Annotated in this window: 13 protein-coding genes; 6 read left to right on the top strand and 7 right to left on the bottom strand. The window is 63.5% G+C overall.

Going from position 1 to position 14,818, the window contains the following annotated elements; genetic code table 11:
* Positions 1–24 precede the first annotated feature (24 nt).
* Genes GYK42_RS09405 through GYK42_RS09430 form a run of 6 tightly spaced genes read right to left on the bottom strand, consistent with a single transcriptional unit; the run spans position 25 to position 6,142 of the window.
* Complete coding sequence (locus GYK42_RS09405; protein ID WP_166447283.1) at positions 25–1,539, bottom strand: ATP-binding response regulator; 1,515 nt, start codon at positions 1,537–1,539, stop codon at positions 25–27.
* Positions 1,526–3,349, bottom strand: a complete 1,824-nt coding sequence (locus tag GYK42_RS09410; RefSeq protein ID WP_082127613.1) for an ATP-binding protein — start codon at positions 3,347–3,349, stop codon at positions 1,526–1,528. The genes GYK42_RS09405 and GYK42_RS09410 overlap by 14 nt, the downstream gene beginning before the upstream one ends.
* Positions 3,346–4,440 carry an ATP-binding SpoIIE family protein phosphatase gene (locus GYK42_RS09415; protein ID WP_240943528.1) on the bottom strand — a complete coding sequence of 365 codons (1,095 nt, stop codon included), beginning with the start codon at positions 4,438–4,440 and terminating at the stop codon, positions 3,346–3,348. The genes GYK42_RS09410 and GYK42_RS09415 overlap by 4 nt, the downstream gene beginning before the upstream one ends.
* Positions 4,437–4,883, bottom strand: a complete 447-nt coding sequence (locus GYK42_RS09420; RefSeq protein ID WP_240943529.1) for an ATP-binding protein — start codon at positions 4,881–4,883, stop codon at positions 4,437–4,439. The genes GYK42_RS09415 and GYK42_RS09420 overlap by 4 nt, the downstream gene beginning before the upstream one ends.
* 10 nt (positions 4,884–4,893) lie before the next feature.
* Positions 4,894–5,256: an STAS domain-containing protein gene (locus GYK42_RS09425; protein ID WP_046682875.1), complete on the bottom strand. Its 363-nt coding sequence runs from the start codon at positions 5,254–5,256 to the stop codon at positions 4,894–4,896.
* A 7-nt stretch (positions 5,257–5,263) separates the two neighbouring features.
* Entirely contained in the window at positions 5,264–6,142 is an 879-nt protein-coding gene (locus GYK42_RS09430; RefSeq protein WP_046683105.1) for an STAS domain-containing protein, read from the bottom strand.
* Between the two features lie 228 nt (positions 6,143–6,370).
* Here GYK42_RS09430 and GYK42_RS09435 point away from each other — a divergent pair, with 228 nt between their 5' ends.
* From GYK42_RS09435 to GYK42_RS09450, 4 genes are all read left to right on the top strand, one after another.
* Positions 6,371–6,784: a hemerythrin domain-containing protein gene (locus GYK42_RS09435; protein WP_166447285.1), complete on the top strand. Its 414-nt coding sequence runs from the start codon at positions 6,371–6,373 to the stop codon at positions 6,782–6,784.
* A gap of 33 nt (positions 6,785–6,817) precedes the next feature.
* The gene (gene hmpA / locus GYK42_RS09440) at positions 6,818–7,999 is read left to right on the top strand and encodes an NO-inducible flavohemoprotein (RefSeq protein WP_166447286.1); all 1,182 of its coding nucleotides are present in this window, start codon (positions 6,818–6,820) and stop codon (positions 7,997–7,999) included.
* A gap of 129 nt (positions 8,000–8,128) precedes the next feature.
* Entirely contained in the window at positions 8,129–8,437 is a 309-nt protein-coding gene (locus GYK42_RS09445; protein WP_166447287.1) for a DUF485 domain-containing protein, read from the top strand.
* On the top strand, positions 8,434–10,116 hold the full coding sequence (locus tag GYK42_RS09450) for a cation acetate symporter (protein WP_166447288.1): 1,683 nt from the start codon (positions 8,434–8,436) through the stop codon (positions 10,114–10,116). Before GYK42_RS09445 ends, GYK42_RS09450 begins: the two co-directional genes overlap by 4 nt.
* A 64-nt stretch (positions 10,117–10,180) precedes the next feature.
* Here GYK42_RS09450 and GYK42_RS09455 read toward each other — a convergent pair whose 3' ends face one another.
* The gene (locus GYK42_RS09455; protein ID WP_166447289.1) at positions 10,181–10,636 is read right to left on the bottom strand and encodes an RrF2 family transcriptional regulator; all 456 of its coding nucleotides are present in this window, start codon (positions 10,634–10,636) and stop codon (positions 10,181–10,183) included.
* A 341-nt stretch (positions 10,637–10,977) separates the two neighbouring features.
* Here GYK42_RS09455 and ppc point away from each other — a divergent pair, with 341 nt between their 5' ends.
* Entirely contained in the window at positions 10,978–13,731 is a 2,754-nt protein-coding gene (gene ppc, locus GYK42_RS09460; RefSeq protein ID WP_205711342.1) for a phosphoenolpyruvate carboxylase, read from the top strand.
* A gap of 46 nt (positions 13,732–13,777) precedes the next feature.
* Positions 13,778–14,788, top strand: a complete 1,011-nt coding sequence (gap, locus tag GYK42_RS09465) for a type I glyceraldehyde-3-phosphate dehydrogenase (RefSeq protein WP_166447290.1) — start codon at positions 13,778–13,780, stop codon at positions 14,786–14,788.
* The last annotated feature ends 30 nt before the right edge of the window (positions 14,789–14,818 follow it).

The raw sequence follows: 14,818 nt of genomic DNA on the forward strand, positions 1-14,818 counted from the left end.
GCAACACGCAGCCGCCACCCCCGCTCATGGCGCGATATGCAATCCCAGCATGGCCAGCTTGCCGAAATCGACAGGCTTGGCGAAGTGCTCATTGAAACCCGACGCCAGGGCCGCCTGGCGGTCGTGTTCCTGCCCATAGCCGGTCAGCGCGACGAGCAGGAATTGCTGCGGTATCGGCAGCTGGCGCATTTTGACGGCCACGTCGTAGCCGCTCATGTCGGGCAGGCCGATGTCGAGAAAGACGATGTCGGGCTTGAATTCCAAGGTGCGCTCGGTCGCCTGCGTGCCCGTGTAGGCCGTGCGCACCGTGTGGCCGTACATTTCCAGCAGTTCGGCCAGGGTATCGGCCGCATCGCGGTTGTCGTCGACGACGAGGATGCGCTGGCTGCCGCCGGTGGCCGCTTCCGGCACTGGCGCGGCCGGCTGCGGAAGGTTGGCGTCGAGCGGCAGGATGACTTCGAAGGTACTGCCCAGCCCCACGCCCGGGCTGTGCACGCTGACCTGGCCGCCGTGCAAGGTCACCAGGTTGCGTACCAGCGACAGGCCGATGCCCAGGCCGTCCTGCACCCGGTCGGGCGAGTGGCCGCTTTGCTCGAACAGGCCGAAGATGCTGTCGATGCTGGCGGCGGCGATACCGATGCCGTTGTCGCTGAGGCGGATGCGCACGTTGTCGCCGTCGCGCGCGGCGGTAATGACGATGCGCCCGCCCGGCGCCGTGAACTTGGCCGCGTTGAGCAGCAGGTTGGCGACGATCTGCGACAGGCGCACGGCGTCGCCGCAGACCCACAGTTCTTCCTTGGGCAGGTTCACGTCCAGCGCATGGCCGCGCGCTTCGACGCTGTGCGAGCTCGTCTCCAGCGCGCTGCGGATGACGCTGGCCAGGCTCACGCTTTCCCATTGCAGCGAGATTTTGCCCTGCGAGATGCGCGACACGTCGAGCAGGTCGTCCACCAGGCGCACCAGGTGGTCCGTGTGGCGGCCGATGGTGCGGCGCGCGTTGTCCTGCACGGCCGGCACGACGGGGTCGAGCTTGCACAGCAGGGCCAGCGCCGTGCGGATGGGGCCCAGCGGGTTGCGCAATTCGTGCGCCAGGGTGGCCAGGAATTCGTCCTTGCGGCGGTCCACGTCGCGCAGCGCGCGCTCGACCCGTCCCAGCCGCAGCAGCGCCTTGACGTTGGCGATCAGTTCATCGGCCTCGATCGGCTCGACCAGGTAATTGTCGGCGCCGCCATCGAGGGCGCGGATCTTGTCGGCCGAGCCGATGCAGGAAGCGGACGTTTGCAGCACGAGGATGGTGTTCGTCTCGTCGCCGCCCTTCAGTTGGCGGCACACTTCCAGGCCGTTGATGTCGGGCAGCTTGACGTCGAGGAGGATCAGGTTGGGGCGGTCCTGGCGGGCGCGCAGCAGCGCGTCGCCCCCGTTTGAGGCTTCGATGACCTTGAAGCCGGCGCGTTTGAGGATGCGCGATTTGGCGTAGCGTGCGCCGTCGCTGTCATCGACGTTCAGGATCAGAGCATCGCTGTTGTTATCCGGTAGCATGCGCATTGTCCCAGGTGGTTGTGCCTTGCGGCGGAACCGGCTCTTGCCGGTGGTGTGTATTGCCGATCAGCGCGCGCAGGGTCGCCAGCAATTGCTGGCGCGACAGCGGCTTGACGTAGTAGGCGTCGGCGCCCAGGGCCAGCCCCTTGCGCACGTCGTCGATCTCGGTGGCGACGATGACGGGTACCTGGCGCCGCAGCGGGTCGTTTTTCAGCTCGGCCAGCCAGTGCCAGGCTGTTTCGCCGTGCAGCAGGATGTCGAGGATGACGGCGGCGGGGCGCTGCTGTTCCCAGCGCTCCTGCGCTTCGCGCACGCTACGCGCGGGGACCACGCGAAATTCGCTGCCGGCCAAAAATTTTTCATACAGCAGGCGCACGGGAGGATTGTCTTCCACCACCAGCACGCCGATGCGCTGGTCGTTGCCATTGTCGTTGGCCGGCGCGCTGGGCGGCAGGCTGCCTTCGGGCGCATGGTAGCTGGTGGGCAGGACGACGGAAAACAGCGAACCGTGGCCCGGCGTGCTTTCCACGCTCACCGTGCCATTGAGCAAGGTGGCCAGGTTGCGGCACAGGGGCAGGCCCAGGCCTGTGCCCTTGACCTTGCGCTGCATGTGGTTTTCCACCTGGCTGAATTCCTCGAAGATCAGCTGCACGTCTTCGGCATCGATGCCCAGGCCCGTGTCGGAGACGGAAAAGCGGATGGCGTCCTGCTCCGGCAAGGGCGTGGCGCTGACGACGATGGCCCCGGCTTCCGTGAACTTCAGGGCGTTGGAAATGAAGTTGCGCAGGATTTGCGACAGCTTGCCTTCATCCGTGTGGATATGCAGCGCCGGGTCGGGGTCGATGAAGGTCAGGGTGAGCGTATCGGACACCAGCAGCGGGCGCAGCATGCCGCGCAGGGCGCTGAACAGGTCGGCCACCTGGAAGCTGTTGGCATGCACGTCGACCTTGCCCGCTTCGATCTTGGCCAGGTCCAGCAAGTCGTTGACCAGGTCGCTCAGGCTGACGGCGCTTTGCAGGATGAACAGCACCTGCTTTTCCTGTTCCTCGGACAGCTCGCCGTCGATGCGGTCGAGCAGCAGCTTGGACAGGGCGCGGATAGAGCTGAGCGGGGTGCGGAACTCATGGCTCATGTTCGACAGGAAGCGCGATTTCATCTGGTCGGCGCGGCGCAGGTGGTCGGCTTTTTCGTCCAGTTCCGCGAATAGCGCCACCACGCCGCGGTTGGTGTCTTCCAGTTCGCGCGTCAGCTGCAGCAGGTCGTCCTGGCGCGTCTTCAGTTCGGCCAGGGTGGTCAATAGTTCGCGGTTCTGCTGCTGCACTTCGGACAGCGTGATATCCGAGGGCAGCGCCTGCAGGCTGCCGGACAGCGTGCCGATCATGCTGCCGTCGAGCAGGGGCGCGTCGCGCGGGAACAGCTTGTGCAGCGTGATGTGCGTGCCTTCTCCCGGCGTGCTGTGGATATGGCAGCGGTCCATCAGGCGCTGCGCGCCCAGGATGCCCAGGCCCATGCCCGTCGGCGAGCGGTAGGTGCCGGCCAGTATCTTGTCGAGCTGCGCGATGCCGGGGCCCTGGTCTTCGATGCGGATGCTGAGCACCTGCGGCGCCGTCTGGCCATCGATGGCGAAATGCACCTTGCCGCTGCCGGCGTAGTTGTAGACGTTGCGCGCCAGTTCCGACACGGCCGTCGCGATGCGTACCTGGTCCTGCACGCCGAAGCCGCACAGGGCGGCGATCTGCCGCGCGCGCTGGCGTGCGCCCACCACATCGAGTTCGCTGCCGATATGGGCCGTCAATATGCGTTGCGTCATGCCGCACCTGTCCCTTCTGCTGTTTCTGCTGTTGCAGCCTGATATTCCTCATGTTCGCGCAGAACCACCACCGTGACGTCGTCGCGTCCGCGCGCAAAATCGCGGTACAGCACGGCGGCGACGAGGCTGGGATGGCATTGCGCCAGGCCCGGATACTGTTCCAGGTCCCAGCGCGTGTGCAAACCGTCCGAGTGCATGATCAATGTCGCGCCCAGCTGCCACGGATAGCAGAATTCCTGCACCTTGCGCAGGTTGCTGCCGACGATGCCGTTATGCGACAGCAGGTGCCGGCGCTGCTGCGCATCGAAGGCGCAGGCGGCGATATTGCCCACGCCCGCATAGCGCAATTCGCGGCGCGCGCTGTCGATATGCGCCACGGCCATGGCCGCGCCGCGCGTCGTGCGCAGAGCGCCGTGGGCAAGTTCGATGAAGGGGGCGGGCAGGGGCGGCAGGCCGGGCGTGTCGGTTTCCAGCAGGGCGCTGGCGCGTTCCGAGGCGCGCGCCGCCAGCGGGCCGTGGCCCAAGCCATCGGCCACCATCAGGCTCAGTTCATGCCCTTCGCACACCACGTTCCAGGCGTCGCCGCACACTTGCTCAGAGGCCAGCGGCAGGCACACGGCGCCGATGCGCCAGTTCGGATGGGCGGGAATGGCGCTGCTGGCGTGTTGGCCCCAGACCACCACCATCAGCACCGTGCCCTTGCCGGGTGCCGTGTACAGGTCGAATTCCTGGCCCAGGCGGCGTATCGCGCCCAGCCCCACGCCGTAGGTGCCCGTGGTGGAATGGCCATCCTGCATGTGCTGGCGCACATTCGCCATGCCGGGGCCGTTGTCGATGGCCAGCACTTCGATGCCGCTGGTGCCGCCGCGCAGCACCTTGCGCAGCAGGATTTCGCCGCGCTGCGCATGCTTGACGATGTTGGTTGCCGCTTCGCTGATGATGATGGCCAACTGGCCCGTGCGCACGTCGTCGAAGCCGATGCGGCGCGCCAGTTCGTTGCCGGCGCGGCGGGCCGCCGCGATCTCGCTCGGTTCGCCGATGGGAAAACTTCTTTGCCTGAGAATGTCAGGCTGTGGTTCCTGGTGGTTCAAAACAGCTTCCATTTCGCGATGGTGACGGTGGTGCCCGCGCCGGGCACCGTGTCGATGTGAAATGCGTCGGCCAGGCGCTTGGCGCCGCCCAGCCCCAGTCCCAGCCCGCCGCCGCTGGTGTAGCCATCGGTCAGCGCCAGGGGGATATCTTCGATGCCCGGTCCCGCATCGATAAAGCGCAGCTCCAGTCCCTGCCGCGCGCCATCGTAGACGCGCGCGATGCGCGCTTCGCCGCCGCCGCCGTAGCGCAAGGTATTGCGCGCCAGCTCGCTGGCTGCCGTGATGATCTTGGTCTGTTCGATCAGGCTAAACCCCATGGCGACCATGCTGTCGCGCACCTGCTTGCGCAAGCGCACGACGTCTTCATCGCTGTGCAGGGGCAGGATCTGCTGCATCTGCTGTCCCCCCGCCTGCGCCCGTTCCTGAGCCTGCGCGCCTAGCATGGCGCCCCCGTCATGCGCATGCGCCGCCCCGTTCCAGCATCTTGATGCCCAGCTCCACGTTGAGCGCCGTGCTCACGCCTTCCAGGGTCAGCCCCAGTTCCACCAGGGTGATGGCGACGGCCGGCTGCATGCCGACGACGACGGTGCGCGCGTCGAGGATTTTCGCCATCGCGGCCGTGTTGCTGATCATGCGGCCGATGAAGGAGTCGACGATGTCGAGCGCTGAAATGTCGATCAGCACGCCCGTGGCGCGGTCCGTCACGATGCGGTTGGTCAGGTCGTCCTGCAAAGTCATCGCCAGGCGGTCATGCATGTCCACCTGGATCGTCACCAGCAGCAGCCGGCCCATGCGTAAAATGGGGATTCTTTCCATAGGCGCCTCAGTGTGGTTGCTGCTGGTAGGTGATGCTGGAGCCCGTGCGTTTCAGGGCCACGACGAAGGCGTCGGCCAGGGTGGCCTTGGTCATCACGTCTTCCAAGTTGACGCCCAGGTGCACGATGGTTTGCGCGATCTGCGGGCGGATGCCGCTGATGATGCAGTCGGCGCCCATCAGGCGCGCGGCGGCGATGGTTTTCAGCAGGTGCTGCGCCACCAGGGTGTCGACGGTCGGCACGCCCGTGATATCGATGATGGCGATCAGGGCGCCCGTGTCGACGATTTTTTGCAGCAGGCTTTCCATCACCACCTGCGTCCGGGCGCTGTCGAGCGTGCCGATCAGGGGCAGGGCCAGCACGTTTTGCCACAGCTGCACCACGGGCGTGGACAGCTCCAGCAATTCCTGCTGCTGGCGCAGGATCACCTGTTCGCGCGCCTTCTGGTAGATGGCGATGGTCAGCAAGCCCAGTTCATCGAACAATTTGCTGGTGCTGACGATGGCGTCGCCCAGCAGCTCCGGCTGCGCCGTGATTGCCTTGCGCAGGTAGCCGAACAGCGGCTCTTTCAAGGCGAACATGAAGCTGGCCGTGTCGATCGGCGAATAGCCCTGGCGCACGCGCGACTGCGATATTTCCGCGATCAGCTGGCGCGTATCGTCCCAGGCGCCACCTTCGATGTCGAACGAGTCGCCGCTTTCCAGCGCGCCCGCCAGCAGGGGCAGGAATTGCGATGCCTGCTGGCGCAGCTCGTTTTCGGCGATCTTGTCGCGCCGCACGAGGCGGGCGATCAGGCCGGCCATCCAGCCGTCCAGCAGTTCCGTGTGGTGCTCGTTGATGATGCTGGCCAGTTGCTGCGAATGGCCCGTGCCCGTCTTGTTTTTCATGCTCATCCTTGGCTGGAGTAAAAGTTGCGCCGCGGCCCGCATTGGAAAGGGGGCCGTGCTGTCATGGACAAGTATAGGCAGGCACGGTTTATTGTTGTGTTCTGTGCCGCACATAGTAGGCATATCGATGCCTGTTCCGCGCATAAATGCCAGCTTTAAAGATGTATATAATTTGCATGTTTAAGTGAATTCCGCTACACTGGCCACACTCAACAAGAGAAAAACGCCATGAATATCGATAAATTCAAACAGCAGCACCTGGCCATCCTGGCCGCCATCGACGACTTGCGCCAGCTGGCGCGCGGCGGTGTGGCCGCGCAGGCGCAGGCCATCGCGGAACAGATCGTCGCCATGAGCGGCTTGATCAAGCTGCACCTGGCCGTCGAGCAGCGCTACCTGTATCCGGCCGCGCAAGCGTCCGGCGTGGCCAAGGTGGCCCAGCTGGGGCGCCAGTACGAAAACGAAATGCACGGCATCGCCGGCGCCTACCTCGATTTCGCCGGCCGCTGGAATACGCCCGTGCGCCTGGAAGCGGAACCGGAAGCTTTCCGCAGCGAAGCCAATACCGTGCTGCACGCGCTGTTCCAGCGCATGCGCCGCGAAGACCATGATTTGTACCCGGCCATCGAATCTCTGGCCTGAGACCGCTTACCCATATATACACAGGAGTTTTACATGCTGACCCAAGAACAACGCGCCATCATCACGGCCACCGTCCCCATCCTCGAGCAGGGCGGCGAAGCGCTGACGCGCCACTTCTACAAGAACCTGTTCCGCGACCATCCGGAAGTGCTGCCGTACTTTAACCAGGCGCACCAGCACAGCGGCGACCAGCAGCGCGCGCTGGCCAATGGCGTGCTGATGTATGCCAAGCATATCGATCAACTGGATGCGCTGGGCGACCTTGTGGCCACCATCGTCAACAAGCACGTGGCCTTGCAGATCCGCGCCGAGCACTATCCGCTGGTGGGCGCCAGCCTGCTGCAGGCGATCCGCGAAGTGCTGGGCGAAGAGGTCGCCAGCGACGCCGTCATCGACGCCTGGGGCGCGGCCTACGGCCAGCTGGCCGACATCCTGGCCGGCGAGGAAGGGCGCATCTACAAGGCGCAGGCGGCCGCACCGGGCGGCTGGAGCGGCGCGCGCGACTTTGTAGTGCGCGGCAAGACGGTGGAAAGCGGCGAGATCACGTCCTTCCTGCTGGCGCCCGCCGATGGCCAGCCCGTGCTCGACTTTGCGCCTGGCCAGTATATCGGCGTACTGGCCACCGTCGATGGCGTGCCCATGCGCCGCCAGTACTCGTTGTCGGCCGCCAGCAATGGCCAGACCTACCGTATCAGCGTCAAGCGCGAAGCGGGCGGCAAGGTGTCGAATTTCTTCCACGACCACGTGCAGGCGGGCGACACCGTGCAGCTGACGCCGCCATCGGGCGACTTCGTGCTGAGGGATGGCGACAAGCCGCTGGTGCTGATCAGCGGCGGCGTGGGCATCACGCCGACCCTGGCCATGCTGACGGCGGCCCTGCGCGGCAAGCGTCCCGTGCATTTCATCCATGCGGCGCGCAACCACGGCGTGCATGCGTTCCGCACGCAGATCGACGAGCTGGCCGCGCAGCACCCGCAGTTGCAGCGCTATTACTGCTATGCGGAGCATGGCGGTGAACAGGACGCGCCGGACGCCGTCGGCTTGCTGAATAAAGAGCAGCTGAAAAACTGGCTGCCGGCCTCGCGCGACGTCGACGCCTACTTCCTGGGACCGCAGCCGTTCATGCGGGCCGTCAAGCAATACTTGCGCGAACTGGGCGTGCCGGAACAGCAGACGCACCATGAATTTTTCGGACCGGCTGCCGTCTTGAACTGATTTTTCTGCCTGCCTTGTGTTGTCGCCGCGAGAAAAAACGCTGCCGTAAGGGGCGGGTAAGCCTCGCGCTGTACTGTGAATCCAAGCTCGCACAAAAGAGCACGCTTTTACATAACAGGAGGCAACACAATGCATGACGATCTGGTTCAAAAAATCAAGAGCGACCCCAGCTACCATGAGCTGGTCAAGGTACGTTCCCGCTTCGGCTGGGCGCTGACGGGCCTGATGATGCTCGTGTACTACGGCTACATTCTGCTCATCGCCTTCAACAAGGAATTCCTGGCCACGAAAACGGGCGCCGGCGTGATGACCTGGGGCATGCCGATCGGCCTGTTCGTCATCGTATTCACCGTGCTGGTCACCGGCATCTATGTGCGCCGCGCCAACAAGCAATTCGACGACCTGACCAGCGCCATCCAGGCACGGGTGCAGGCATGAGCGGCGCGCCATCGACGCAACGCCAGCTGGCCGGCCTGAGCGTTTTGGCGTTGCTGGGCGCCAGCAATGCCGCGTTCGCGGCCGGCGCCGACCTGGGCCAGGCAGTCAAGCAACCGACCAACTGGACGGCGATCATCATGTTCGCCGCCTTCGTCATTTTCACCCTGTTCGTCACCAAGTGGGCGGCCAAGAAGACCAAATCGGCCTCCGATTTCTACACTGCCGGCGGCGGCATCACGGGCTTCCAGAACGGCCTGGCCATCGCGGGCGATTACATGTCGGCCGCATCGTTTCTCGGCATTTCCGCCGCCGTCTTTTTGAACGGCTACGATGGCCTGATCTACGCCATCGGCTTTCTCGTCGGCTGGCCCGTCATCACCTTTTTGATGGCCGAGCGCCTGCGCAATCTGGGCCGCTTCACCTTTGCCGACGTGGCCGCCTACCGCTTCAAGCAGGCGCCGATCCGCATCTTTTCCGCGTCCGGCACCCTCGTCGTCGTGGCGTTCTACCTGATCGCGCAGATGGTGGGCGCGGGCCAGCTGATCAAGCTGCTGTTCGGCCTCGAATACTGGATCGCCGTTGTCCTCGTCGGTACATTGATGATGATCTACGTGCTGTTCGGCGGCATGACGGCCACCACCTGGGTGCAGATCATCAAGGCCGTGATGCTGCTGGGCGGCGCCACTTTCATGGCCGTTGCCGTGCTGGCGCAATTCAACTTCAGCCCGGAAGCGCTGTTCGCCAAGTCGGTGGACGTGCACGCCACCAAGGAAGCCATCATGGGCCCAGGCTCCTTCATCAAGGACCCGATCTCGGCCATCTCGTTCGGCATGGCGCTGATGTTCGGCACGGCCGGCCTGCCGCACATCCTGATGCGTTTCTTCACGGTGCCGAGCGCCAAGGAAGCACGCAAATCCGTATTCTGGGCCACTACCTGGATCGCTTATTTCTATATCCTGACCTTCATCATCGGCTTTGGCGCCATCGTGCTGGTGAGCACGAATCCCGAGTTCAAGGATGCGGCCGGCAAGCTTTTGGGCGGTAACAACATGGCGGCCGTGCATCTGGCCAAGGCCGTGGGCGGCAACGTCTTCCTCGGCTTCATGTCGGCGGTCGCGTTCGCCACCATCCTGGCTGTCGTGGCGGGCTTGACCCTGTCGGGCGCGTCGGCCGTGTCGCACGATCTGTATGCCACCGTCATCAAGAAGGGCAAGGCCACGGGCGCCAACGAATTGAAGGTGTCGCGCGTGACGACGATCGTGCTGGGCATTATCGCCGTGGTGCTCGGCATCGCCTTTGAAAAGCAGAACATCGCCTTCATGGTGTCGCTGGCGTTCGCGATTGCCGCCTCGGCCAACTTCCCCGTGCTGTTCATGTCGGTGCTGTGGAAAGACTGCACCACGCGGGGGGCCACCATCGGCGGCTTCCTCGGTTTGATCACGGCCGTCGCGCTGACGGTGGTGTCGAAGTCCGTGTGGGTCGACGTGCTCGGTCATGGCGAAGCGCTGTTTCCGTATGCCTCGCCGGCGCTGTTCTCGATGACGGCCGGCTTTGTCGGCATCTGGCTGTTCTCGGTGCTCGACAAGAGCCCCCGCGCGCGCATCGACCGCGCCGGCTACGAAGCGCAGCAAATGCGTTCGGAAACGGGCATCGGCGCGGCAGGCGCCAGCGCGCATTGATGTTTTAAATAGTTGCAGCAGGGAACAATGCCCGGTTCACCGGGCATTGTTGTTTTTGGCGCGCTTACTTTGCCACGCGCAGGGGAATCACGCCGGCCGCCAGCGCCGGCGCGCCTGGCGTCGCTTCGAGTATCGATGCCAGGGTCACCGTGTCGAGCACGGCCAGGAAGGCGGCCGTGGCCTGGCCCAGCTTGGCTTTCAGCAGGCAATCGGGCGTCAGCGGGCAAGTATTGTTTTCCTTGTTAAAACACTCGGCCATGAAAAAATCGCTTTCCGTCTCGCGCACGACAGTGCCGATATTGATCTCGGCCGGGTCGCGCGCCAGGCGCAGGCCGCCATTCCTGCCACGCACCGTTTCCACGATGCCGGACAGGCCCAGCTGGTGCACTACCTTCATCAAATGATTCTTCGAGATGGCATGCAGGTCGGCGATGTCCTGGATGGTCACGAGGTGGTCGCGGTGCACGCCCAGGTACATCAGGGTGCGCAGGGTGTAGTCGGTGTAGGCAGTCAGTCGCATGGGCTTCGTTCATAAAGATGTGGATGGCATCCTTGTTTCAGCCGCAGCATACAGGAGAGAGCCGGCCATGTGTGTCGCGCCGTCACTTTTCAGCTTCGAAAGACAAAAGTTGATTGCCTTTCGCTTAAATGCGTAGTAAATTTTCATATTGTTGCCCTGGCAAACAGCTCGCAAGCCCTTGTCGTCCCTTTGGGTATGATTTTTATTGATGGAAATCAAGAGGATGGTGAAGCAATAAGGTAAATTTACTACAAATTCGACGATGGGCGTTTCCCGGGCCGGGAAGCGCGTACTACGCAATCTGTGCGGTGCCGCCGTGGCCGCCCCAGGAAATGAATACCATGCAAATGAATGAAGTGAAAGACGAGCTGCTGAGCAGCGATATCCGCCAGCTGGGCCGTCTGCTGGGCGACGCCATCCGCAACCATCTGGGCGACCCCGCTTTCGAGCGCATCGAACACGTGCGCCAGTTGGCCATCCGTTTCCGCCGCGATAATGATGAAGCGGCGCGCGCGCAACTGTCGGACGCGCTGCAAGCGCTGTCGCAGGAAGAAACCACGCAATTGACGCGCGCTTTCAGCTATTTCTCGCTGCTGGCCAATATTGCGGAAGACCAGCATCACATCCGCCGCACGCGCGCCCATTTGATCGCCGGCTCGCCGCCGCGCCAGGGTAGCCTCAGCCATGCCGTCGGCAACGTGTTTGACGCGGGCAAGGCCGACGCGCTGGCATCCTTCTTTGAAGATGCGTTCGTCAGCCCCGTCTTCACGGCGCACCCGACGGAAGTGCAGCGCAAGAGTATCCAGAATTGCCAGATGGCCATCGCCCGTCTGTTGAGCGAGCGCGACCGCGTGCAAATGACGCCAGAAGAAGCGGAACAGAACGAAGAAGCGCTGGGCCGCGGCATCGTCACCCTGTGGCAGACGCGTTTGCTGCGCACGAGCAAGCTGTCCGTCATGGATGAAGTGGCCAATGGCCTGTCGTTCTACGACCACACGATTTTGCGTGAATTGCCGAAATTATATTCCTCGCTGGAAACGATGCTGGCCCAGCGCGATGCCCGCTGGGAAGATGCGGAATTGCCGAATTTCATGAAGGTCGGCAGCTGGATAGGCGGCGACCGCGACGGTAATCCCTTCGTCACGGCGGACATCCTGCGCAGCACCCTGCAAACGCAGGCCGACAAGGTGCTCGACTTTTACCTCGGTGAATTGCGCAAGCTCGCTTCGCAGCTGTCGCTGGCGCAAATCCTCAATGCCTGCAGTGAGCCGCTGCGCGCGCTGGCCGAACGCTCGGCCGATGCCTCGCCGCACCGCGTCGATGAACCATACCGCCGCGCCTTGCATGGCATCCACGCGCGCCTCGATGCCACGCGTTTTAATCTGACAGGCAAGGGCAGGCAAGCCGACGGCGTGCAGCCTTATGCTGCGGCTGCCGAACTGCTGGCCGACCTGGACGTGGTCCAGCATTCGCTGGTCAGCAATGGCTTGCGCGCGCTGGCCCGTGGCCGGCTGCGCCAACTGCGCCGCGCCGTCAAGGTGTTCGGCTTTTCGCTGGCGCCGCTGGACTTGCGCCAGAATTCCGACGTGCATGAGCGCGTCGTGGGCGAACTGTTCGCGGGCGCCCAGCCGGGTCTCGTCTACCTGGACCTCGATGAAGAGCAGCGCATCAGCTTGCTGTTGGCCGAGCTGGAGTCGCCACGCCTGCTGACGTCGCCGTATGCGCGGTATTCGGAAGAAACGACGTCCGAACTCGATATCTTCCGCGCCGTGCGCGAAGCCCACGTCAAATACGGCAAGGAATCGGTGCCGAACTGCATCATCTCGAAGGCGGCCAGCGTCTCGGACTTGCTGGAAGTGGCTTTGCTGCTGAAAGAAGTGGGCTTGCTGCGCCAGGATAGCCGTGAAGCGGACGTCAACATCATCCCCCTGTTTGAAACCATCGACGACTTGCGCGCCGGCCCCGCCATCATGGCGCGCGCGTTTGGCTTGCCGTTCTACCGTGGCTTGCTCAAGTCGCGCGCGGACCAGCAGGAAGTCATGCTCGGCTACTCGGACAGCAACAAGGACGGCGGCTTCCTGACGTCCGGTTGGGAGCTCTACAAGGCCGAGATCGAGCTGGTGACCGTCTTCAAGGAATATAACATCAAGCTGCGTTTGTTCCACGGCCGCGGCGGTTCCGTGGGGCGCGGCGGCGGACCCAGCTACGAAGCCATCCTGGCCCAGCCGGCAGGCGCCGTGCAGGGACAGATCCGTCTGACGGAGCAGGGCGAAGTCATCACTGCCAAGTATGCGAACCCGGAAGTGGGGCGCCGCAACCTGGAAGTGCTGGTGGCCGCCACCATCCAGTCGACCCTGCTGCCGCAGGCCCAGCTGCAGCCGAAGGCTTCGGCCGGCGCGGGCCACCTTGCCGCGATGGAAGAGCTGTCGGGCACGGCCCTGAACGCCTACCGCGACCTCGTCTACGGCACGGACGGCTTCGAGCAGTATTTCTGGGAATCGACGGTGATCGCGGAGATTGCCGCACTGAACATCGGCAGCCGTCCCGCCTCGCGCAAGAAATCGACCTCGATCGAGGATTTACGCGCCATTCCCTGGGTCTTGAGCTGGGCGCAATGCCGCTTGATGCTGCCGGGCTGGTTCGGTTTCGGTTCCGCCGTGCAAGCCTACCTGGCCGCCCATCCCGCCGATGGCGCGGACGTGCTGCGCGGCATGTACACGGACTGGCCATTCTTCACGTCCTTGCTGTCGAACATGGATATGGTCCTGGCCAAGAGCGACATCGCCATTGCCGGCAAGTATGCCGAGCTGGTCAAGGACAAGGCCTTGCGCGACGCCATCTTCACGCGCATCCGCGCCGAATACGCGGCTACCCTGGACGCCTTGAAATTGATCACGGGCCAGGAAGAGCTACAGCAAGCCAATCCGCTGATGCAGCGTTCGATACGCAACCGTTTCCCGTATATCGACCCGCTCAATCACGTGCAGGTGGAGTTGCTGAAGCGCTTCCGCGAGGGCAAGCAGGATGCGGCGGCGCGCACGGGCATCCATTTGTCGATCAATGGTATTGCGGCAGGGTTGCGCAACAGCGGCTAAGCGATCGATTCAAACTCAGTCATTCAAACAAGTTCAAGGAGACAGCATGACCATCAAAGTTGCCATCAATGGCTATGGCCGCATCGGCCGCAACGTCTTGCGCGCGTTTTATGAAGGCGGCAAGCAGCAGGATATCGAGATCGTCGCCATCAACGACCTGGGCGACGCCAAGTCGAATGCGCACTTGACGCGCTACGACACGGTGCACGGCAAGTTTCCCGGCGTCGTCACCATCGACGGCGACAACATGATCGTCAATGGCGACCGCATCCGCGTCTTCGCGCAGCGCGACCCGGCACTGATTCCATGGGGCGAACTCGGTGTCGACGTGGTGCTCGAATGCACGGGTTTCTTCACGACCAAGGAAAAAGCCTCGGCTCACCTGAAGGGTGGCGCAAAGAAAGTCATCATTTCCGCGCCGGGCGGCAAGGACGTGGACGCCACCATCGTGTTCGGCGTCAACCAGCACGTGCTGAAAGCCACGGATACCGTGATTTCCAACGCTTCGTGCACGACGAATTGCCTGGCGCCATTAGTAAAACCGCTCAACGACGCCATCGGCATCGAATCGGGCCTGATGACCACGGTGCACGCCTACACGAATGACCAGGTGCTGTCCGACGTGATGCATGAAGACTTGCGCCGCGCCCGCTCGGCCACGCATTCGATGATTCCCACCAAGACCGGCGCGGCTGCCGCTGTCGGCCTGGTCTTGCCGGAACTTAATGGCAAGCTCGATGGCTTTGCCATCCGCGTGCCGACGATTAACGTCTCCCTGGTCGACCTGTCGTTCATCGCCAAGCGTGATACCAGCGTCGAGGAAGTCAACGCCTTGCTGAAAACGGCATCGGAAGGCGCGCTGCAGGGCATCCTGACGTACCAGACGGAACCGCTCGTTTCCATCGATTTCAACCACAACCCGGCCTCGTCGAATTTCGATTCGACCCTGACCAAGGTTTCGGGCCGCCTCGTGAAAGTGTCGTCGTGGTACGACAACGAGTGGGGCTTCTCGAACCGCATGCTCGACACGACGGTCGCCCTGATGGCGGCCAAGTAAGAACGTAGTACCGCTGATCCAGCGCACCAG

Source organism: Janthinobacterium lividum (genome assembly GCF_011601275.1).
In the GTDB taxonomy this organism is placed as follows: Bacteria; Pseudomonadota; Gammaproteobacteria; order Burkholderiales; family Burkholderiaceae_D; genus Janthinobacterium; species Janthinobacterium lividum_E.